The 20,976-nt window shown below is 75.3% G+C and carries 20 protein-coding genes and 1 pseudogene; 12 read left to right on the top strand and 9 right to left on the bottom strand.

Translation table 11 applies throughout. The features are described 5' to 3' along the window. The first annotated feature begins 33 nt into the window (after positions 1 to 33). Positions 34 to 3,696: a SpoIIE family protein phosphatase gene (locus tag ABZ793_RS07175; RefSeq protein WP_357453244.1), complete on the top strand. Its 3,663-nt coding sequence runs from the start codon at positions 34 to 36 to the stop codon at positions 3,694 to 3,696. A gap of 39 nt (positions 3,697 to 3,735) precedes the next feature. On the opposite strand, the gene ABZ793_RS07170 is transcribed toward ABZ793_RS07175, so the two are convergent. Beyond that, entirely contained in the window at positions 3,736 to 4,053 is a 318-nt protein-coding gene (locus ABZ793_RS07170; RefSeq protein ID WP_357453241.1) for an STAS domain-containing protein, read from the bottom strand. Positions 4,054 to 4,148: 95 nt separating this feature from the next. Here ABZ793_RS07170 and map point away from each other — a divergent pair, with 95 nt between their 5' ends. Together map and ABZ793_RS07160 are read left to right on the top strand one after the other, a co-directional pair. Then, positions 4,149 to 5,006, top strand: a complete 858-nt coding sequence (map, locus tag ABZ793_RS07165) for a type I methionyl aminopeptidase (RefSeq protein WP_357453238.1) — start codon at positions 4,149 to 4,151, stop codon at positions 5,004 to 5,006. Further along, positions 5,003 to 5,719 (top strand): VIT1/CCC1 transporter family protein, encoded by a 717-nt coding sequence (locus tag ABZ793_RS07160; protein WP_357453235.1) that lies wholly within the window; start codon positions 5,003 to 5,005, stop codon positions 5,717 to 5,719. Before map ends, ABZ793_RS07160 begins: the two co-directional genes overlap by 4 nt. Before the next feature lie 87 nt (positions 5,720 to 5,806). Here the strand turns inward: ABZ793_RS07160 and ABZ793_RS07155 are convergent, their stop codons facing one another. The 7 genes from ABZ793_RS07155 to ABZ793_RS07125 form a co-directional block, all read right to left on the bottom strand. Then, positions 5,807 to 6,544, bottom strand: a complete 738-nt coding sequence (locus ABZ793_RS07155; protein ID WP_357453232.1) for a nucleotidyltransferase domain-containing protein — start codon at positions 6,542 to 6,544, stop codon at positions 5,807 to 5,809. Positions 6,545 to 6,629: 85 nt separating this feature from the next. Next, positions 6,630 to 7,130, bottom strand: a complete 501-nt coding sequence (locus ABZ793_RS07150; protein ID WP_357453230.1) for a nitroreductase/quinone reductase family protein — start codon at positions 7,128 to 7,130, stop codon at positions 6,630 to 6,632. A gap of 28 nt (positions 7,131 to 7,158) precedes the next feature. Further along, positions 7,159 to 9,867, bottom strand: coding sequence for an FtsX-like permease family protein (locus ABZ793_RS07145; protein WP_357453227.1), 2,709 nt, complete (start codon positions 9,865 to 9,867; stop codon positions 7,159 to 7,161). Continuing rightward, positions 9,864 to 10,622, bottom strand: a complete 759-nt coding sequence (locus ABZ793_RS07140) for an ABC transporter ATP-binding protein (RefSeq protein ID WP_357453224.1) — start codon at positions 10,620 to 10,622, stop codon at positions 9,864 to 9,866. Before ABZ793_RS07140 ends, ABZ793_RS07145 begins: the two co-directional genes overlap by 4 nt. After that, on the bottom strand, positions 10,619 to 11,206 hold the full coding sequence (locus ABZ793_RS07135) for a PadR family transcriptional regulator (protein WP_350704982.1): 588 nt from the start codon (positions 11,204 to 11,206) through the stop codon (positions 10,619 to 10,621). Before ABZ793_RS07135 ends, ABZ793_RS07140 begins: the two co-directional genes overlap by 4 nt. Positions 11,207 to 11,270: 64 nt before the next feature. Further along, positions 11,271 to 11,723, bottom strand: coding sequence for a ferritin-like domain-containing protein (locus ABZ793_RS07130; RefSeq protein WP_357453221.1), 453 nt, complete (start codon positions 11,721 to 11,723; stop codon positions 11,271 to 11,273). Next, positions 11,720 to 12,169 (bottom strand): hypothetical protein, encoded by a 450-nt coding sequence (locus tag ABZ793_RS07125; protein WP_357453731.1) that lies wholly within the window; start codon positions 12,167 to 12,169, stop codon positions 11,720 to 11,722. The genes ABZ793_RS07130 and ABZ793_RS07125 overlap by 4 nt, the downstream gene beginning before the upstream one ends. A gap of 230 nt (positions 12,170 to 12,399) precedes the next feature. Here ABZ793_RS07125 and rimP point away from each other — a divergent pair, with 230 nt between their 5' ends. From rimP to ABZ793_RS07080, 9 genes are all read left to right on the top strand, one after another. Further along, positions 12,400 to 13,101 (top strand): ribosome maturation factor RimP, encoded by a 702-nt coding sequence (gene rimP, locus ABZ793_RS07120; protein WP_357453218.1) that lies wholly within the window; start codon positions 12,400 to 12,402, stop codon positions 13,099 to 13,101. Next, positions 13,098 to 14,141: a transcription termination factor NusA gene (gene nusA, locus ABZ793_RS07115; protein ID WP_357453215.1), complete on the top strand. Its 1,044-nt coding sequence runs from the start codon at positions 13,098 to 13,100 to the stop codon at positions 14,139 to 14,141. Before rimP ends, nusA begins: the two co-directional genes overlap by 4 nt. Positions 14,142 to 14,157: 16 nt before the next feature. After that, entirely contained in the window at positions 14,158 to 14,490 is a 333-nt protein-coding gene (locus ABZ793_RS07110) for a YlxR family protein (RefSeq protein WP_350704988.1), read from the top strand. A 93-nt stretch (positions 14,491 to 14,583) separates the two neighbouring features. Continuing rightward, entirely contained in the window at positions 14,584 to 17,580 is a 2,997-nt protein-coding gene (infB, locus tag ABZ793_RS07105) for a translation initiation factor IF-2 (protein ID WP_357453212.1), read from the top strand. 87 nt (positions 17,581 to 17,667) lie between these two features. Then, on the top strand, positions 17,668 to 17,961 hold the full coding sequence (locus ABZ793_RS07100; protein ID WP_091096658.1) for a DUF503 domain-containing protein: 294 nt from the start codon (positions 17,668 to 17,670) through the stop codon (positions 17,959 to 17,961). A 240-nt stretch (positions 17,962 to 18,201) separates the two neighbouring features. Then, complete coding sequence (gene rbfA / locus ABZ793_RS07095) at positions 18,202 to 18,681, top strand: 30S ribosome-binding factor RbfA (protein ID WP_357453209.1); 480 nt, start codon at positions 18,202 to 18,204, stop codon at positions 18,679 to 18,681. A 101-nt stretch (positions 18,682 to 18,782) separates the two neighbouring features. Continuing rightward, positions 18,783 to 19,760: a bifunctional oligoribonuclease/PAP phosphatase NrnA gene (locus ABZ793_RS07090; RefSeq protein WP_357453728.1), complete on the top strand. Its 978-nt coding sequence runs from the start codon at positions 18,783 to 18,785 to the stop codon at positions 19,758 to 19,760. 86 nt (positions 19,761 to 19,846) lie between these two features. Next, positions 19,847 to 20,254: a hypothetical protein gene (locus ABZ793_RS07085; RefSeq protein ID WP_350680576.1), complete on the top strand. Its 408-nt coding sequence runs from the start codon at positions 19,847 to 19,849 to the stop codon at positions 20,252 to 20,254. Beyond that, positions 20,254 to 20,463, top strand: coding sequence for a DUF6186 family protein (locus ABZ793_RS07080; RefSeq protein ID WP_357453725.1), 210 nt, complete (start codon positions 20,254 to 20,256; stop codon positions 20,461 to 20,463). The genes ABZ793_RS07085 and ABZ793_RS07080 overlap by 1 nt, the downstream gene beginning before the upstream one ends. Before the next feature lie 413 nt (positions 20,464 to 20,876). Here the strand turns inward: ABZ793_RS07080 and ABZ793_RS07075 are convergent. Beyond that, positions 20,877 to 20,976 (bottom strand): annotated as a pseudogene (locus ABZ793_RS07075) (sugar O-acetyltransferase); the annotation flags it as partial.

Raw genomic sequence — 20,976 nt, 5'->3', positions numbered from 1 at the left:
GCCGAGGCGGGCAAGGCCGGAGCGGGAGGCTGCATGAGCTCGGCCCAGGGGGGCGTGGACGAGGGGTGCCCGTCCGGCCGCGTCCGGGAAGCGGAGTTTCCCCCGCTGCTCGCCGCGGCGTTCGCGGCCGGCGGCGAGATGGGCGAGCGGATGCGCGCGTTCGACTGGTCCACCACCCCGCTGGGCACCCCGGACCGCTGGCCGGCGGCGCTCTGCGCGGCGGTCGGCATGATGCTCGCCTCCAGTGCCCAGATCGTCATGTTCTGGGGCGAGGAGCAGCTCGCCTTCTACAACGACGCCTACCGGCCGACGATCGGCGGCAAGCACCCGGACGTGCTGGGCCAGCCGGCCCGCGAGCACTGGGCGGAGACCTGGGACGTGCTCGGGCCGCTGCTGGAGGGCGTCCGGCGCGGCTGCCGGTCGTACCGGGCCGAGGACCATTCCTTCCCGCTCGACCGGCACGGCTTCCTCGAGGAGACGTACTTCGACGTCTCGTACGACCCGATCCTGGGCGCCGACGGCACCGTCGACGGCATCTTCTGCATCGTCAACGAGACCACCGGCCGGGTGCTCGGCGAGCGCCGGCTGCGGCTGCTGGCGGAGCTGGGCAGCGAGCTGGCCGAGGTGGGCAGCACGGCGGAGCTGGGCCGGGCCGCCGCCGCGGTGTTCGACCGGCACCGGCCGGACGTGCCGTTCGCCCTGGTGCACCTGCCCGACGACACCGGCCACCTCGCGCTGGCGGGGCGCAGCGGCGTCGACGCCGCTGCGGTCACCACGCCGTCCCCGGCGTCGCTCGCCGAGGTCGCCGCCGGCGGCGCCGCCACCACCGTCGCCGTGACGGACCTGCTCGCCCGGGTCCCGGCCGACGCGACCGAGCGGGCGCTGGTGCTGCCGGTCACCGCGGCGAGCGAGACCGTCGGGACGCTGGTCGTCGGCCTCGCCCGCCGGTTGCCGCTGACCGACGAGTACCGCGACTTCTTCGACCTGGTCGCCGCGCAGGTCTCCCGGGCCGTCGGCAAGCAGCAGGCGTACGAGCACCAGCGCGCCCGCGCCGCCGAGCTGGCCGCCCTCGACCGGGCCAAGACCAACTTCTTCGCCAACATCAGCCACGAGTTCCGCACCCCGTTGACCCTGGTGCTCGGCCCGCTGGAGGACCTGCTCGCCGACCCGGCGCTGCCCGGGGCGTACACGGACCGGCTCACCACCATGCACCGCAACGCGCTGCGGCTGCTCAAGCTCGTCAACACGGTGCTCGACTTCTCCCGGCTGGAGTCCGGTCGGCTGGCCGCCCACTACCAGCCGACCGACCTGGCGGACTACACCTCCCGGCTGGCCAGCACGCTCCGTTCGGCGACCGAGCGGGCCGGGCTGCGCCTGGTGGTGGACTGCCCGCCGCTGCCGGCACCGGTCTTCGTGGACCGGGACATGTGGGAGAAGATCGTCCTCAACCTGGTGTCGAACGCGGTGAAGTTCACCTTCGACGGGGAGATCCGGGTGCGGGTCCGCGCCGTCGACGGCGCCGCCCGGCTGGAGGTCGCCGACACCGGCGTCGGCATCGTCCCCGAGGAACTGCCGCAGGTCTTCGAGCGCTTCCACCGGGTGCCGGGGGCGCGCTCGCGCACCCACGAGGGCACCGGGATCGGTCTGGCGCTGGTCCGCGAGCTGGTCGAGATGCACGGCGGCGAGGCGGCCGTCAGCAGCCGCGTCGACGAGGGCAGCACGTTCACCGTGACCGTCCCCTTCGGCACCGGGCACCTGCCGCCCGAACGGGTCGCCGACGCCGGCCCCCCGGCGCCGGTCGAGCTGGTGCGGGCCGACCAGTACGTGGCGGAGACCGCCCGCTGGGCCGACGCCGCGGGAGCCGGGGCGACCCGGGTGGCCGGGGCGGGTGCCGCCGGGCGGATCCTGGTCGCCGACGACAACGCCGACCTGCGCGAACACGTCACCCGGCTGCTCTCCCCGTCGTGGGAGGTGGTCGCGGTGACCGACGGCGTGGAGGCGCTGCGGCTGGCCGTCGACGGCGCGTTCGACCTGGTGCTGACCGACGTGATGATGCCCCGGCTGGACGGCTTCGGGCTGGTCGCCGCGCTGCGTGCGGACGCGCGTACCCGGCACGTGCCGATCGTGCTGCTCTCGGCCCGTGCCGGCTCCGCCGAGGCGGTCGCCGGGCTCTCGGCCGGCGCCGACGACTACCTCACCAAGCCCTTCTCCGGCCAGGAGCTGATCGCGCGGGTCCGGGCCAACGTCGAGCTGGGCCAGCTGCGCGGCCAGATCATCCGCGGGCTACGGGCGCTGGCCGACGCCGCGGTGGCGGTCAACACCGCCCGATCCACGGCCGACGTGCTCCAGGTCGCCGCGCGGCACGCGCTCAGCCTCGCCGAGGCCGCCCGGGTGGTGGTCTCGGCGACCGGGATGCGCTTCGAGGCCGACGGCGGCGGGTCGACCCCCGTCGAGCCGTCCTTCGTGCTGCCGCTGACCGGCACCGTCGGCGAGCAGCTCGGCGAGCTGCGGGTCTGGCGGCCGGACGGCGACGGCGCCCACACCGACGAGGCCGCGCTCACCCAGCTCGCCCGGCTGGTCGGCGTGCGGCTGGAGAACGCCCAGCTCTACGAGGCCGAGCACCGCATCGCCACCACGCTCCAGCACAGCCTGCTGCCCCGGTCGCTGCCGCAGCTGCCGGGCGCCGTCGTCGCCGGCCGCTACCTGCCGGGCAGCGCCGACGTGGAGGTCGGCGGAGACTGGTACGACGTCGTCGCCCTGGGCGACGACGAACTGGTGCTGGCCATCGGCGACGTGGTGGGCAAGGGCGTCCGCGCGGCCGCGGCGATGGGCCAGCTCCGCAACGCGCTGCGGGCGTACGTGCTGGAGGGGTTCGACCCGGGGGAGTCGCTGACCCGGCTCAACCGGCTGGTCGGGACGACGGAGGCGCGCTCCTCCGCCACCGTGCTCTGCCTCTGGTTTAGCCCGCGCACCGGCCGGCTGCGGTACGCCAGCGCGGGCCACCCCTCGCCGCTGCTGATCCGGGGAGACGACGTGGCGTTCCTGCACGACCGGGCACTCGGCCCGCCCGTCGGGGCGATCCCGGACACGTCCTACCGGACGGTCGAGGGAGAGCTGACCCCGGGCAGCCGGCTGCTGCTCTACACCGACGGGCTGATCGAGGACCGGCAGCTCGACATCGACGACGCGCTGGCCCGGCTCAGGCAGGACGCGGCGACGCCCGGCGAGCACGTGACGGACGTGATCGACGCCGTGGTCCGGCGGATCGCCGGGCGGCCCCTGCGCGACGACGTCGCGGTGCTGGCCCTGGAGGCGGCGGAACCCAACCGGTTCGCGCTGCGGCTGCCGGCCGACCCCGCCCGGCTCAGCGTGCTGCGCAAGCGGCTGGAGGACTTCCTCGTCGCCCACTTCGTCAACGAGACGGACCTGTTCGACCTGACCGTCGCCGTCTCCGAGGCGGCCGCCAACGCCATCGAGCACCCCGTCGACCCCGCGGAGCCGACGATCGCCGTCGAGGTGGTCATCGAGGATCGCACCGTGCTGGCCACCGTGCGCGACAGCGGGCGGTGGCGGGAGTCGACCGGGTCGGGCTTCCGCGGGCGGGGGTTGTCCCTCATCAAGGCGCTGGGGGAGCTGTCGGTCACGCGTACCCCCGAGGGGACGGAAGTGACGCTGCGCCGGCGGCTGGCGGACTGAGCACCCGCCCGGCGGCGGCCGGAGCGGCGCGGCCCGAGGTCAGGCCGGGTGGAGCCAGGTCTGCTCGCCCAGCCCGGCGATGTCCAGCACGCGGCGGACCTGCCGGGACGGCAGGACGGCGAGGGCGTCGGGGAACTGCTGGGCGAGCCGGACCACGGCGTGGATCGCCGCCGAGTCGAAGAAGGTGACCGCCCGCAGGTCGAGCGTCACCCGCTCGGCCGGCTCCCGCAGCACGGTCTGGACCATCGTGTCGGCGGTGGCCATGTCGACCTCGCCGGTCACCACGACGCGGACGTGACCACCGTCGGCCTCCGCGCTGGCGGAGAATACGGGAGGCGCGCCGTCCCCTTGATCCACGCAGCCACAATGGCACAGCCTCCCGGGCGCGGCAACAACCGGGCCGGGCGGGCGGTGGCGGGGGCCGCCCGACCCCGCGGCGATAGGCTTGCGTCATGACCGTCCGTGCGCCGCTGACCCCAGGCACGCTCTCCCCGTTGCGGCCCGTGCCCGCCCACATCGTCCGCCCGGAGTACGTGGGCAAGAAGCGTCCCCAGGAGTGGCGCGGCTCGCACGTGCAGACCCCGGAGACCGTCGAGAAGATGCGGATCGCGGGTCGGCTCGCCGCCCAGGCCACCCAGCTCGCGGGTGAGCACTGCAAGCCCGGCGTGACCACCGACGAGATCGACCGGGTCGTGCACGAGTTCCTCTGCGACCACGGCGCCTACCCGTCGACGCTGGGCTACAAGGGCTTCCCCAAGTCCTGCTGCACCAGCCTCAACGAGGTGATCTGCCACGGCATCCCCGACTCCACCGTGCTCGCCGACGGCGACATCATCAACGTCGACGTCACGGCGTACATCAACGGGGTGCACGGCGACACCGACGCCACCTTCTGCGTCGGCGAGGTCAGCGAGGAGGCCCGACTGCTGGTCGAGCGGACCCACGAGGCGATGATGCGCGGCATCCGCGCGGTCGCCCCGGGCCGCCAGATCAACGTGGTCGGCCGGGTCATCGAGTCGTACGCGAAGCGCTTCGGCTACGGCGTGGTCCGCGACTTCACCGGCCACGGCATCGGCGAGTCCTTCCACAGCGGGCTCTACGTGCCGCACTACGACAGCCCCCGCCCGACCGACGTGATGGAGCCGGGGATGACGTTCACGATCGAGCCGATGATCACCCTCGGCACCCACCAGTACGACATGTGGGACGACGGCTGGACGGTGGTCACCAAGGACCGCAAGTGGACCGCGCAGTTCGAGCACACCATCGTGGTGACCGAGGACGGCCACGAGATCCTCACACTGCCGTGACCGACACCCCGGCGGCGCTGCGCGAGGCGCACCACGCGGACGTGTCCGGCGGCTGGCTGCGGCCCGCCGTCTTCGGCGCGATGGACGGCCTCGTCACCAACATCGCCCTGATCGCGGGCGTCGGCGGCGGCGGGGTGTCGCCCCGCAGCATCGTGCTCACCGGCACCGCCGGCCTGGTGGCCGGCGCCATCTCGATGGGGCTGGGGGAGTACACGAGCGTCCGCTCGGCCAACGAGCAGGTCGCGGCCGAGGTGGCCAAGGAACGCCGCGAGCTGGAGCGGCACCCCGAGGCGGAGGCGCGCGAGCTGGCCGAGGCGTGGGTCGCCCGGGGCCTGCCGCACGACCTCGCCACGCAGGTCGCCGAGGCCGTGCGGCGCAACCCGGAGGAGGCGCTGCGGGTGCACGTCCGGGAGGAGCTGGGCGTCGACCCCGACGACCAGCCCAGCCCGTGGGCGGCCGCGATCTCGTCGTTCCTGTTCTTCTCGGTCGGGGCCCTGGTGCCGCTGCTGACCTACCTGTTCGGCTCGACCAGCCTCTGGCTGGCGCTGGCCGTCGGTGGGCTCGGGCTCTTCGCGGCCGGGGCGGTGGTCGCCCGGTTCACCGCCCGGGCCTGGTGGTCCGGCGGCCTGCGCCAGCTCCTGCTGGGCGCCGCGGCGGCCGGCGCCACCTACCTCGTCGGCGCCCTCATCGGCGTCCAGGGCGCCCTCGGCTGATCCCCGCCGCGCCCCGGGTCGGCGCGGAGCCGGTCGTACGCGCTCCGGTTCGTCCGCAGGGGCGGCATACCGCCGCCGCGCGGCGGGTCAGCCGTCGAGAAGGTCGTCGACCGTGCCGTCGACGGGTCGGCCCCGCGCCGTCAGCTCCGCCGCCTGGCGGGCCAGCACTGCGCCCACCTCGGTCATGTCCGCGCCGGCCAGGCCGGTGCGCCGCACGGCGTCCCCGGGGTCGCGGAAGTAGGTGCGGCTGAGCAGCCCGTTCACGGTGGCCGCCGCCAGCCGTGCCTCGCCGAGCATCAGCAGGGCCTGGTCGGTCTCGTACCACCCGGCCAGCCGGGCCGCCCGGGCGTGCGCCGCGCTGCCCCTGTACCACGCCTGCCGGGCCGCCGTGCTGAACTCGGCCGGCCGGGCACGGGCCAGCCGGCCCAGGTGCTCGTCCCGGAGCGTGCGCAGCCAGCCGGTCGGGTCGTGCAGCGCCCGGGTGCTGACGTACCGGTCGGCGGTCAACGGCCAGAGCGGGGAGATCAGCCGGGCCTGGCGGAGGTAGTCGTCCGCGCCGGCCACGGTCAGGTCGACCAGCACGCCGTCGACCCGCCGGGTCGCCGGGGGCGGGCCGCCGCCGGGCCGGTAGGTCACCACCAGCAGCCCGACCTCGCCGTCCCCGCCGCCGTCGTCGTCGCCGTGCGCGAGCGGGCCGTGCACGGCGACGGCGAGCACGTCGGCCGGGAAGCGCCGGCGGGCGGCGTCGGCGACCCGCTCGGCCACCGCCCAGCGTGGATCGCCCAGGTGCGGGTCGCCGCCGGAGGCCACGTCGTCCACGTCCACGCCGACCACCTCACGCCCTCGCCGACCGGGCCGCCCGTCGCGAGCCGGCCCGCGGTGTCGCGGCGGCGCAGGTCACCGCACCAGCCTAGTCGCGCCCGCCCGATCCGCCCGGCCCGCCGCGCCCGGTGGGGACCAGCCGGAAGAGGAGGATCTCCCGGCCGCCGGCCCGCCGCACGTACGTCTGGTAGGCGGGCCACTGGTCGACCAGCAGCCGCCACAACCGCTCCCGTTCGGCGCCCGTGGCGGCCTCGGCGCGTACCGGGACCCGACGGCCCTTCACGTCCACCTCGGCGGCCGGGTCGGCGAGCAGGTTCAGCGCCCAGCCCGGCTGGTGGGTCTGGCCGAAGTTCGTGCCGACCACCACGTACGCGCCGCCGTCGGACACGTACAGCAGGGGGTTGCTGCGCGGCCGGCCGGAGCGCCGGCCGGTGGTGGTGATGACCAGCGACGGGACGAGCCCCAGCGCGACCACCCGGCCCCGGGTGAGCCGCCCGACCACCCGGTCGGCGGGGACGAGCAGGCGGACGGCGGCGCCGAACCACCGGTGGTGGCCGACGCGGCGGGTGAGGGCTCCCAGGACGGGCACGGGCACCAGTGTGCCCGGTACCGGCCGGTCAGTCGAGGCGTCGCTCGACCGGCAGCCGGGACCGGGTGAACAGTCCCGCGCCGAGCATCGCGACCAGCGGCACCACCACCAGGACGCCGAGGGTGCTCCACGGGACCACCACCGGGTACGGGTCCTGGACCGGCCACGAGTCGGCGTACCGGCGGTTCAGGGCGGTCAGGATGATCACGGCCGAGCCGAGGCCGGCGACGATGCCGAGCGCCGAGCCCAGCACGGCGATCACCCCCGCCTGGCACAGCGACAGGAGCCGGCGCAGGCCGGGGCCGGCGCCCACCGCGGCCAGCGTGGACAGGTCGGCGCGCCCCTCGGCCGCCGCCAGCCCGGTGGCGATGCCGGCGGCACCCACGGTGATCACTCCGGCCGCGGCGGCCAGCAGGAGCAGCACCGGCCGCCCGTCGTCCGACCGGTCGCCCTGCTCGATCTCCACGTGGGCGTCGAGCGGGCGCAGCGCGGTGGCGAACCGGTCCCGCCGGCCCTGGTCGGGTGCCCCGTCGGTCGCGACGGCCCAGCCGATCGGGCGGGTGGCCAGCCCGAGCCGGTCGGCCGCCCGCCGCGAGAGCAGCAGCCGCTCCGTCGGCACCCCGGTGCGCAGCGCGTACGCGGCGACGGCGGTGGGCGCCGAGGTCATCGGCCCGGCCGGTCCCGACCCGTTCACCACCACCTCGATCCGCCCGTCCACCACGTAGCGCGGATCGGTCACCACCGCGCCGCCGGCGCGCAGCACGGCGGTCGCGGCGGCGACGTCGGCCGGGTCGGCGCCGGTGAGCAGCGGCAGGGCTCGGCCGTCGTCCACCAGCACCTGGAAGTACGCGCCGTGGAGGTCCTCCGGCCGGCCCCGGCAGCGGTCGTCCGCACGGGCCTGCTGCCGCTCGGCCTCGCTCAGGCCGTCGCCGACCGGCCAGGGACACGCCCGGTGCGGCGGCAGCACCGGAGCGACCGAGCAGGGCTCGGCCTCCGTCGTGCACCGCACCCCGGCCACCGGTGCCACCGTCGTGGCACCGAACTGGTCGCGGGCCGCCTCGGTGACCCGGGCCAGGGCCGGCGCGGTGTCCAGGTCCGCCCGGTGCACCAGCACGGTGCCGACGGGCAGGGTCGGCTCGTACGTCGCCATACTCCGCGCGTGGTCGCTGGCCAGGTACACCCCGACCGCGACGCTGCCGGCGACCGCCGCCATCACCGCCGAGATCGCCGGGGCGGCCGAGGAACGGTTGCGGCTGGCGTCGCGCAGCGCGATCCGGGGCGCCAGCGGGAGCGACCGCCCGAGCCGGGCGAGCAGGCCGACCAGCGTCGGGGTGGCGAAGACCAGCCCCAGCTCGCCGAGGACCAGACCGGCGAGGATCACCGGCGGCGACGTCCGGGCGGCCCCGAACGCGGCCACCGCCGCCCCGCCGGCCGCCATGCACACGCCGGCCGTGAGCCAGCGCCGCCGGTGCGCGGGCGGGGTGCGGCGGCCGGCCAGCCCGGCCACCACGTCCTGCCGGGCCGCCGCCCAGGCCGGGGCCAGCGCGGCCAGCACGCCGGACAGCACCGCGACGGCCGCGATCGCCACCAGGGCCTCCGGCCAGCAGCGGTAGCCGTCGAAGCGCGCGCCGTAGAGGTGCTGCTCGACCAGCGGCCGGGCGGCGAACGCGGCGGCGACGCCGAGCGTGAGCCCGGTAGCCGCCCCGAGGGCGCCCAGCACCACGCCGTCGGCCAGCACGATCCGGCGCAGGTGGGCGTCGTCGCCGCCCGCCACCGCGACCAACGCGAGGTCCCGGCGCCGCCGCCGCACGCCGACCGCGAAGGCCGGGCCGACGAGCAGCACCACCTCCAGCAGCCCCAGCCCGCCGACGAGTACCGAGATGCTCATCCCCTCGACGTCGACCGAGGAGAACGGTTCGGGCCCGCCGACGTCCACCCCCGAGGGCGGGGCGGGGGTGCGGGCGTGGACCAGGACGCCGTGGCCGTTGAGCCGGCGGAACAGTGTCTCGTCCACCGTCCCGGGCAGGTCCACCAGCCAGGTCATGTCCGGCTCGGCGTCCGTCGGGCCCGCGGTCGCCGGGTGCAGCGTGACGATCGGTCCCAGGTCGTCCGGGTACTCGACCACCCCGACCACCCGCCACGAGCGGGAGCCGTCCCCGGACGTGACGGTGCCACCGGGACGGACGTCGAGTCGGCGCAGCGCGGCGGGGCTCACCGCGATCTCGTCCGGCCCGGCCGGCGCCCGGCCGGAACGGAACCGGGCCAGCCCCCGGCCGAGCGGGTCCGCGAGGTCCACGGCGCGGCCGGTGACGTCCCGTTCGACCCGGTCGCCGACCCGGGCGTCGAAGCTCACCCAGCGGCGCAGCGGGACGACCCGGCTCCCGGCCGGCAGCAGGGCGGTGACCTGTTCGGCGGTGACCCGCCCGGCCGGCGGCGTCGCGTCGTGGTCGGACACCCAGCCATCGCCCCAGGAGTCCTGGGTGACCGGCCCGCGCGCCACCCAGAGCAGTTCCGCGTCGGCGACGCCGAGCCGTTGCTCGGTCCGCTCGGCCCGGGTCAGCTCGGACATGTCCCAGCTCACCGCGGTGAAGGTCAGCACCAGCACCGGCAGCGTGATCATCGCGAGCACCAGCGCCGTACGCCCCCGCGCCCGGCGGGCCTCCCGGCGGGCGATCCGCAGCGCCACCCACCAGGAGCCGACGGCGCCCGCGAGCCGGCCGCCCCGGCCCGCCGTCACCGACCGCTGCCGGTCAACAACTGCTCCACGCTGCCCAGCGGGGCCGTCGAGTCGACCAGCACCCCGTCGCGGAGGAAGATCACCCGGTCGGCCCAGGCGGCGTGCCGCGCCTCGTGGGTGACCAGGACCGCCGCGGCCCCGGCGTCGACCCGCCGGCGCAGCAGGTGCAGCACCGCCTCGCCGGTCTGCGAGTCCAGCGCCCCGGTGGGCTCGTCGGCGAGCACCAGCCGGCGCTCGCCGACCAGCGCGCGGGCGATCGCCACCCGCTGCTGCTGGCCGCCGGAGAGCTGGTCGGGGAACCGGTCGCCCAGTTCCGGCAGGCCCACCTCGGCCAGCGCGTCCAGCGCCAGCCGGCGCGCCCGCCGGACGCCGGTCCCGTCGAGTTCCAGGGGGAGCGCGACGTTCTCCACGGCGGTGAGGCTGCCGAGCAGGTTCAGGTCTTGGAAGATGTAGCCGATCCGGCGGCGACGCACCTGGGCGAGGCGGCGCCGGTCCAGGGCGCCGAGGTGCTCGCCCTCGACGAGCACCTCCCCGGCGGTCGGGCCGTCCAGCCCGCCAGCGAGGGCCAGCAGGGTGGACTTCCCGGAGCCGGAGGGCCCCATCACCGCGACGAGCTCGCCCGGGTGAACGACGAGGCTCACGCCGCGCAGCGCGTGCACCGCCGCCGGCCCGGTGCCGTGGGTGCGGTGCACGTCGCGTACGTCGAGCACGGCCGGGGCCGGGCTGCCGCCCGCCGGCCCGCTGCCTACGCTCACCGTCGCGCCTCCTCGTCCGCCCGGTCCACCGCCTCGGCGGGCGTCGTCGGCGCGCGGCCGGGCCCCGTCGGACGGTAGCGCACCAGGCTCGTCTCGCAGTGGTCCAGCCAGCGCACCTCGGCCTCGGCCTGGAAGACCATGGCGTCCAGCACCAGCCGCCACGGCAGGTCCTCCGGGCGGTCGCTGGCGTACTTCAACCGGGTCAACTCCTGCAGCGTCCGCATGGTCGCGCTGCGCTGGGTCTGCACCACCGAGCGCACGTCGACGCCGGGCGTGGTCAGCGCGAGGGCCAGCTTGATCGCCAGTTCGTCGCGGGGCCGGTCGGTGCGGCTGATCGGGGTGGCGAACCACAGCGCCAGGTCCGTCCGCCCGGCGTCGGTGATCTCGTACGGGCGCTGCCCGGCCTCGCTCTCGGGGAGCGAGCGGACCAGCCCGTCCCGCTCCAGGCGGGACAGGGTGGTGTAGACCTGCCCGATGTTCAGCGGCCAGGTCGAGCCGGTCGACTCCTCGAACGCGGCGCGGAGCTGGTAGCCGTACATCTGGCCGCGTTCGAGCAGGGCGAGCAGCCCGTGACGGATGGACATGGCTCCGGAGTATGCATACCTGGTATGCGACCCGCAACCGGAGCGTCACCGCCGGCAGCGGCGGTCAGGCGGGCCGGCCGGGGAACGGCACGGTCAGCGGGGTGATCCCGGCCGTCCGGCGCCAGCGGGTCGCCCGCAGGGCGTACTCGACCAGGGCGGCCAGCGCCCGGTCGCGGTCGGCGCCGGTGGTGGCGGGCACCGCCGCCCGCCAGAATGCCGCGGTGCGCTCCTCCACCTCGACGGCGAGCCGCAGCGCGCTCGCCCGGTCGGTCACCGGGAACGGCAGGGCGTAGCCCGCCCGGTCGGCCGGGACGGCGCCGCCGCCCGCGCTGAGCTGCATCACCAGGTCGTCGCGGCGGCGCCGGTGCGCGGCCTCCGCCTCGCGGGCGGCGGTCCGGGCCGTGCCGGTGAGGCGTACCCCGATGGGGCCGTAGGCCCAGATCGCCGCGTACTCGGCGGTGAGCGCCGCGCCCAGCGCCCCGGCCGGCCCGGTCGGTGTCGGTGTCGGTGCGGTCACTTCAGTGCCTCCACGTGCGTGGCCCGGGCGGCGGCGATCGAGGCGAGCAGGGCGGCCCGCTCCGCCGGCGCCGCCGCGCAGGCACTGGTCGCCGTCTCCCGGCCGGTGCGCTCGCGCTCCCGCAGCGCGGCCCGGGCGGCGGCCGGGTCGGCCGCCGGGGCGGGGGTGGCCGCGGCGGGCGCCGAGGGCAGCGGCACGCCGATCACCCGGGCCAGCTCGGCCGCGTGCGCGCCGTGCGCCTCGGCGATCGGGGTGAGCAGGTCGGCCAGCGCGGGGTGCGCCGCGGCGGCGTCGCGGTGCCCGGCGGCGAGCCGGAGCGCCTCGTCGAGCAGCGGCGTGAGCGGGTCGGGCCCGGGACTGGGATCGTCGTCGCGGTCGAGAAGATCACAGCCGGTCAGCGGCGCCGTCGCGCCGCCGAGTGCCAGGAGTGCCCCGGCGCGCAGCACCGTTCGCCGGGAATGCCCGGTTGCTCCGCCGCGTTGTGTCGTTCTGCCCGTCGCCACCGGACAAGTCAACACCATCACCGGCCGTACGTGGGCCACCGGCGTCGGTGCGCCGCCCGGTCCGGTGCCCGGCGGGCGCGTTACGCTCTGCGCAGCCACCGGCGCGTCAGCTCCGGTGGCGTGCCGGCATGGCGACCGATCGGGGCGCCGTCGATCACGAGAAGGGTGCGGAGATGACGCAGCGTGGCCGTGCCACGAGGTCGACGGGTCCGGCGGGCAGACCCCGGCGCGCCGACGCCCCCCGGGGCGGGGAACGCGCCGCCGGCCCGCGCGGCGACCTCGCCGCCCGGCGGGCCCGGCTGCGTGAGGTCATCGAGCCGGTGGTCGCCGGCGCCGGCTACGACCTGGAGGAGCTCACCGTCTCCCGGGCCGGCCGCCGGCACGTGGTGCGGGTGATCGTGGACGCCGACGGCGGGATCAACCTGGACGCCGTCGCCGAGGTCTCCCGGGCCGTCTCCGCGGCCCTCGACGCGGCCGAGGAGTCCGGGGGTGACATCGTCGCCGGGGAATACCAGCTGGAGGTCAGCTCCCCGGGCGTGGACCGGCCGCTGACCCTGCCCCGGCACTGGCGGCGCAACGTCGGGCGGCTGGTCAAGGTGACGGCCCGCGGCGCGGGCGCTCCGCCCGGGCAGCGTGCCGGGCAGCCCGCCGGCGACCGGCAGGTCACCGGCCGGGTGGTCGAGGCCGACGACGAACGCGTGGTGCTGGAGACCGACACCGGCCGCACCGCGTGGACCTACGCCGAGCTCGGCCCCGGCCGGGTGCAGGTCGAGTTCCACCGCCTCGACGAGATCGAGGAGACGGACGAACCCGACGACATGGACGACACCGACGACTTCGACGACGAAGATGATGTGGAGGACGAGGAGAGGTGAACATCGACCTCGCGGCGCTGCGCGCACTCGAGCGCGAGCGGGAGATCCCGTTCGACACGATCCTCGCGGCGATCGAGACCGCGCTGCTGACGGCCTACCGGCACACCGAGGGGGCGGAACCGCACGCCCGGGTGGAGATCGACCGTAAGTCCGGCGCGGCCCTGGTCTACGCGCAGGAGCTGGACGACGACGGCACGGTGGTGCGGGAGTGGGACGACACCCCGCACGACTTCGGCCGGATCGCCGCCATGACCGCCAAGCAGGTGATCCTCCAGCGGCTGCGGGAGGCCACCGACGAGGTGCACTTCGGCGAGTACGTCGGCCGCGACGGCGACCTGGTCACCGGCGTGGTGCAGGCGCACGAGGCGCGGGCGGAGAAGGGCATCGTCACCGTCGACCTGGGCAAGCTGGAGGGCGTCCTGCCGCAGTCGGAGCAGGTGCCCGGCGAGCGGTACGTCCACGGCGAGCGGATCCGCTGCGTGGTGGTGCACGTGGCCAAGGGGATGCGCGGCCCGCAGATCACCCTGTCCCGCTCCCACCCGGCGCTGGTCAAGAAGCTCTTCGCGCTCGAGGTGCCGGAGATCGCCGACGGCACGGTCGAGATCGGCGCGATCGCACGTGAGGCGGGTCACCGTACGAAGATCGCGGTCCGCTCCACCGCCCAGGGCGTGAACGCCAAGGGGGCCTGCATCGGCCCGATGGGCCAGCGGGTCCGCGCGGTGATGAGCGAGCTGCACGGCGAGAAGATCGACATCATCGACTGGTCGGACGACCCGGCGACCTTCGTCGGCAACGCGTTGTCGCCGGCCAAGGCGCTGCGGGTCGAGGTGGTCGACCTGGCCACCCGGACGGCCAGGGTGACGGTGCCGGACTTCCAGCTCTCCCTCGCCATCGGCAGGGAGGGGCAGAATGCCCGGCTTGCTGCCCGGCTGACCGGTTGGCGGATCGACATCCGGTCCGACGCGGAGCAGGCCGGGGCGAGCGGCCGGAGCGGGGCTGATCACGTCCCGGAGCCGGGCAGCGCGATCTCGGGCGCCTAGGGGTAGACTTTCTCCAGTGGTACGACGCGCGCTGCCGGAGCGCACCTGTGTGGGTTGCCGGCGACGTGCGCCGGCCAGCGAATTGCTGCGGATCGTCGCGGTCGGCGACGAGGCTGGTCACAGCCTCCGGCCCGATCCGGCCCGCAGGCTGCCGGGTCGGGGAGCGAACATGCACCCGGATCCGGCCTGCTTCGCGCAAGCGGTGCGGCGGCGCGCCTTCGGGCGGGCGCTGCGCGTCACCGGGGTCCTCGACCACGGTGAGCTCGCGGAGCACGTCGATGCGCCAACCACTACGTCCGGTCAGCCCGACCGGGCGAGGGTCGCTAGCAAGGTAGGACGACCGACATGAGCACACGATGAAGTCCCTGAAATGACCAGGCTTCAAGTGCACGAGTGAGGTCGCTGCGGGTGCTGCCCGCACGACCTCGGAGTGAGGAGTGCAGTGGCAGGTAAGGCCCGCGTACACGAGCTTGCGAAAGAGCTCGGGGTCGAAAGCAAGACCGTTCTCGCCAAGCTCAAGGAGATGGGCGAGTTCGTGAAGTCCGCGTCCAGCACCGTCGAGGCGCCCGTCGCCCGACGTCTGCGTGGCGCATTCGTCGCGTCCGCCGGTGGGTCCTCGGCGCCGGCCGCCCCTCCGGCGGCTGCCCCGAGCCCGGCACCGACCCCGACGCCGTCCCCGACCCCGGGTGCCCCCCGGGTCTCGGCCAAGCCGATGCCGCCGCGGCGGCCGGCCGCGCCGACCCCTGGACCGAAGCCCAAGGGCCCGGTCCCCGGCCCGCCGCAGCCGGCGACCCCGGTCGCCAAGCCGGCGAGCGCGCACGACATCGAGGTGGCGGCCGCCGAGGCGCGCGCCGCCGCGCTGAAGGCTGAGCAGGAGGCCGCGGTCAAGGCCGCGCAGGCCGCCCGCCAGCAGCAGCGGGAGAACGTCCGACGGGAGCCCCCGACCGAGGGCGGTCCCCGTCCGGGTCCGCGTCCCGGCCCGAACGCCGTGCCGCCCCGTCCGGGTTCCCCGGCAGCGGGTCGTCCCGGCGCCCCGCAGCCGGGCCCGGGTGCCCGGCCGGGTGGTCGTCCGCCGGCGCGCGGCGCCGGCAACAACCCGTTCGGCATCCAGGGCGGTCAGCAGCAGCGGCCGCCGGCCGCCGGTGCCGGCGGTCCCCGGCCCAGCCCGGCGGGCATGCCGCCGCGGCCGAGCCCGGCCTCCATGCCGCCCCGGCCCAGCCCGGCCTCCATGCCGAGCCAGCGGCCCACCACGGGTCGCCCCGGCGGTCCCGGTGGCGGGCGTGGCGGCCCCGGCGGCGGCGCGGGTCGTCCCGGTGGCGGTGGCTTCCGTCCCGGTGGCGGCGGCGGTGGCGGTGGCTTCCGCGGCGGTCCCGGTGGCGGCGGCGGTGGCGGTGGCTACCGTGGTGGCCCCGGTGGTGGCGGCGGCGGTGCTCCCGGCGGCGGTTTCCGTCCGGGTGCCCCGGCCGGTGGCGGTGGTCGTCCCGGTGGCGGCGGTCGCGGCCGTGGCGGTGGCGCCGCGGGTGCCTTCGGGCGTCCGGGTGGCCGGCCGACTCGTGGTCGCAAGTCCAAGAAGCAGCGCAGACAGGAGTTCGACAACCTGTCGGCCCCGACCATGAGCTCGGGTGCCCCCCGGGGTCAGGGTCAGGTCATCAGGCTCTCCCGTGGCGCCTCGCTGTCGGACTTCGCCGACAAGATCAACGCCAACCCGGGTTCGCTGGTCCAGGAGATGTTCAACCTGGGCGAGATGGTCACCGCGACCCAGTCGTGCTCCGACGACACCCTGCAGCTGCTGGGTGAGCACCTCGGCTTCAACGTGCAGATCGTCAGCCCGGAGGACGAGGACCGCGAGCTGCTCGCGCAGTTCAACATCGACCTCGACGCCGAGGTCGCGGAGGACCGTCTGGTCAGCCGTGCGCCGGTCGTGACCGTCATGGGTCACGTCGACCACGGTAAGACCAAGCTGCTCGACGCGATCCGCAAGGCGAACGTCGTGGCCGGCGAGGCGGGTGGCATCACCCAGCACATCGGCGCGTACCAGGTCCACGTCCCGCACGAGGGCGAGGACCGGGCGGTGACCTTCATCGACACCCCGGGTCACGAGGCGTTCACCGCCATGCGTGCCCGTGGTGCCCAGGTGACCGACATCGTGGTGCTGGTGGTGGCGGCCGACGACGGCGTGATGCCGCAGACGATCGAGGCGTTGAACCACGCCAAGGCGGCCGACGTGCCGATCGTGGTGGCGGTCAACAAGGTCGACAAGCCGGAGGCCAACCCGGACAAGGTCCGCCAGCAGCTGACCGAGTACGGGCTGGTCGCCGAGGAGTACGGCGGCGACACGATGTTCGTCAACGTGGCGGCGAAGCCCGGCATCGGCATCGACGACCTGCTCGAGGCGGTCCTGCTGACCGCCGACGCGTCGCTGGAGCTGACCGCTCCGATCGACGGGCCGGCGCAGGGTGTGGCCATCGAGGCGCACCTGGACAAGGGCCGCGGTGCGGTGGCGACGGTGCTGGTGCAGAAGGGCACCCTGCGGGCGGGCGACTCGATCGTCGCCGGTGGGGCGCACGGCCGGGTCCGGGCGATGCTCGACGAGAACGGCAACCAGGTCGCCGAGGCGGGTCCGGCCCGTCCGGTCCTGGTGCTCGGTCTGACCGCGGTGCCGGGTGCGGGTGACACCTTCCTGGCGGCCGAGGACGACCGCACGGTGCGCCAGATCGCCGAGCAGCGGCAGGCGCGGCGGCGGGCGGCGGCGTTCGCCAACTCCCGTGGCCGGGCCACCCTCGAGACGCTCATGGAGCAGCTCAAGGAGGGCGAGAAGACCTCGCTCAACCTGGTGCTCAAGGGCGACGTCTCCGGTTCCGTGGAGGCCCTCGAGGACGCGCTGTTCAACCTCGACATCCCGGAGGAGGTCCAGCTCAGGATCATCCACCGGGGCGTGGGCGCGATCACCGAGAGCGACGTCATGCTCGCGAGCGCCTCGTCCGAGGCGGTCACGATCATCGGCTTCAACGTGCGGGCCTCCAACAAGGTCCGCGAGATGGCCGACCGCGAGGGCGTGGAGATCCGGTACTACACCGTCATCTACCAGGCCATCGAGGAGATCGACGCCGCCCTCAAGGGGCTGCTCAAGCCGGAGTACGAGGAGGTCGAGCTGGGCACCGCGGAGATCCGCGACGTCTTCCGCTCGTCCAAGGTCGGCAACATCTCCGGTTGCATCGTTCGGTCGGGCATCATCCGGCGCAACGCCAAGGCGCGCCTGCTGCGCGACGGCTCGGTGGTGGCGGACAACCTCACCATCAGCTCGCTCAAGCGGTTCAAGGACGACGCCACGGAGGTGCGCGAGGGCTTCGAGTGTGGTCTGACCCTGGGTGGTTACAACAACGTCCAGGTCGGCGACATCATCGAGACCTTCGAGATGCGGGAGAAGGCTCGCGCCTGATCCGGTGAACCACTGATCAAGGGGTTTACGCCGAAAGGCGTAAACCCCTTGATCATGTGGGGGTACGTCCGGGTATCGTCCGGGGCGATGTTCACCGGAACCGCGGTCTTCGACCTGCTGCTGCCGGGCGACTCCCGGTCGCTCAAGGCCAAGAGATCATACGTACGCCCGATCGTGGCGGCCCTGCGCCGCTTCGAGGTCTCGGCCGCCGAGGTCGGGGCGCTCGACCTGCACGGTCGGGCCGAGATAGCCGTGGCCGTGGTGGCCGCCGAGGCGTCGCACGTCCGCGAGGTGCTGGACTCCTGCGAGCGCCTGGTGGCCGGCCGACCGGAGGCCGAGTTGCTCTCGGTGCGCCGGCGGCTCTACGGCGAGGAGGACTGACGCCGGCGCGGGTGCGCGCGTCCGGCGGGCGGTGAAACGTCCGGCGGCGCGGGTGCGCGCGGCGGGCGGTGACGACCCCGGCGGTGCGGGTGTGCCGGCGTCGTGCCGGGGCCGGCGCACCGCCGGCGACGCGCGGCGGCGGTCGCCGCGCGGGTAGTGTTCGAGATGTTGGCCGGTCGGCTCCGGGGCGCTCCGCGTCGCCGGTGACGGCCGGGAACGGGACGCCGTGGAGGTGGCGAAATGTCGGATCCGGCCAAGGTACGCCGGCACGCGGAGCGGGTGCGTGAACTGGTCGCGTCGGTGGTGCGCAGCCAGATCAAGGACCCCCGGCTCGGCATGATCACCATTACCGACGCCCGGATCACCGCCGACCTGCGCGACGCGACCGTCTTCTACACGGTGCTCGGCGACGCGGCGGCCCAGTCCGGCACCGCCGCGGCGCTGGAGAGCGCCAAGGGCATGCTGCGCAGCACCGTCGGCAAGGCGCTCGGCCTGCGGCACTCGCCGACCCTGACCTTCGTCCTCGACGACGTCCAGGACCAGGTCAAGCACATCGACGACCTGCTCGCCCAGGCCCGCACCGCCGACGCCGAGGTGCAGCGGCTCGCCGCCAGGGCCGAGTACGCGGGCGAGGCCCAGCCGTACCGGCTGGACTCCGAGGACGAGTCCCACGACGAGGACGAGGACGAGACTCCGCCCCGGGGCGGGGACCAGCGGTGACCGAACCGTCCGGCGGTCCGGCCGGTGGCGCCCTCGCCGAGGCGAAGCCGCCGGCCGACTCCGGCCCCGCCGAGGCGGACTGGGCGGCGGCCGTCGCGGCGGTGCGGGGGCTGCCGCCGGACGGGCGGGTGCTGCTGATCTGCCACGTCAACCCGGACGGCGACGCGCTGGGCAGCATGCTCGGCTTCGGGCTCGGGCTGCGCCGGCTGGGCGTACGACGGATGCAGGCGACCTTCCCCGGCCCGCCGGAGGTGCCCGAGCCGTTCCGCAGCCTGCCCGGGCTCGACCTGCTCGTGCCGGCGACCGAGGCGTACCCGGACCCGGATCTGGTCGTCTGCTTCGACGCGGCCAGCGAGTCCCGGCTCGGCGAGCTGGTCGACCGGCTGGGCGCGGCCGGCGGCGCGCTGGTGCTCGACCACCACGCGTCGAACACCCGCTTCGGCCGCGTCAATCTGGTGGACCCGCACGCGGCGGCCACCTCGGTGGTCGCCGAGGGGCTGCTCGCCCGGCTCGGCGTCGCGCTGGACGCGGAGATCGCGGAGTGCCTCTACGTCGCCCTGAGCACCGACACCGGCTCGTTCCGGTTCGAGGCGACCACGCCGGCGGTGCACCAGCTCGCGGCCCGCCTGATCGCCACCGGCATCCGTCCCGGTGAGATCTCCCGCCGGATCTTCGACACCCGGCCGTTCGGCGCCGTCCGCCTCTTCGGCGAGGTGCTCGGCCGGGCGCGCCTGGAGCCGGCCGCGGCCGTCGGGCACGGCCTGGTCTGGACGTACGCCACGCAGGACGACCTGGCCCGGCACGGCCAGCCGGCGTACGTGCTGGAGGCGCTGATCGACTCGGTGCGGTGCACCGCCGAGGCCGACGTGAGCTGTGTGGTCAAGCAGACCGCGACCGGCGACTGGGCCGTGTCGATGCGCAGCAAGGGCGCGGTGGACGTCAGCCGGGTGGCGGTCGCGCTGGGCGGCGGCGGGCACCGTTTCGCCGCCGGATTCACCGGGCGGGGGACGGTCGACGAGGTCGTCGACCGGATCCGCGCGGAGCTCGACGGCGCGCTGACCGGGCCCGACCGGCGCTGACCCGGCGGGCCCGCACAGGAAGATCAGGGTCAGCTCCGGGGAGTGTCCGTCTTCCGGGGCTCGGCGAGTCCGGGGAGAATCGCGGGATGGAGCAGCCCCACGACCTCACCGTCGAGGCGCCCCGCGCCTGGGACCGTCCCGCCGTCACCGTGCCGGTGCTCGTCTGCCTCTCGCTGGTCGGCGGCCGGTTCCCGTCGTTCTCGACGGAGGCCAACCTCTGGACCCTCGGCACCGGCGGCGTGTTGATCTGGCTGGGCCTGAGCAACCGGGTGCCCCGGCGACCCGCCCCGCGCCGGCTCGGCGCCCCGGCGGCCTGGTGGGCCCTTCCGGTGGTGGTCTTCGGCGTCTTCGAGGGGGCCACGTTCGTGCTGGCGGTCGGGGACGACTTCCCCACCTTCTCCCGGCTGGCGGATCCGATGCTGGAGGACCGGCTGGTCCGGTCGGCCGCCTGGCTGGCCTGGCTGTCCGCGTTCTGGGGGTTGGTGCGGCGATGATGCGGGCGATGGCGATCGGCGGTTTCCTGGCGGCGCTGGTGCTCTTCGCCGCCGTCGAGTGGGCGGCCCGGCGCGAGGGCTCCCGGATCCCGACGCTCGGCGAGGTCTGCGCGTACGTGATGCGCTACGAGGTGGGGTCGGTGCCCGTCGGCCGGATCGGGCTCTTCGGCTTCTGGTGGTGGCTCGGCTGGCACTTCCTGGCCCGCTGACCGCCGGCCTCCCTCCGCCGGTCCGGGAACCGGGACGGCCCGACGGACCAATGTGAGTCCAGATCGCGGGAACCGTGGGCAGCATGTGGACCTGAACGATAACTTGGGAATCGGCCGGCGTCGTGTGGCGGTGCCGGTCGTGGGCGGTGGGGCCACACCCGGCAACGCCTCCCTCCAGGGTCGGACCGACCCGGGCTCACACGCTGCCCACCAGCCGCTCCGGTGACCCCGGACCGCTGCCGGGCGTTCAGCACGCCGCCCGTGAGGGCCGCCGTCGCGTCGGCGGCCCGCGCCCTGGAAAGGGGACCACCACCATGCCGAGCAAGCCCAAGCCCGAGACCACCGACGAGGCCCGCGAGCAGATGCGCCGCGCGCTGCAGACCTCGATGGACACCCGTCAGTGACCCAGGCCGACCGGCGGTGACGCCGGCGAGCACGATCGCGCCGCCGCCGAGCCAGACGTTGTCGCCGATGGTGATCGGCTTGGCCGCCTCCCACTTGTCGCGGCGCGGC

The organism is Micromonospora sp. NPDC047465 (genome assembly GCF_040643125.1).
In the GTDB taxonomy this organism is placed as follows: Bacteria; Actinomycetota; Actinomycetes; order Mycobacteriales; family Micromonosporaceae; genus Micromonospora.
The sequence above is the reverse complement of the archived record's forward strand: the minus strand, read 5'-3'. Positions and strand labels throughout refer to the sequence as shown.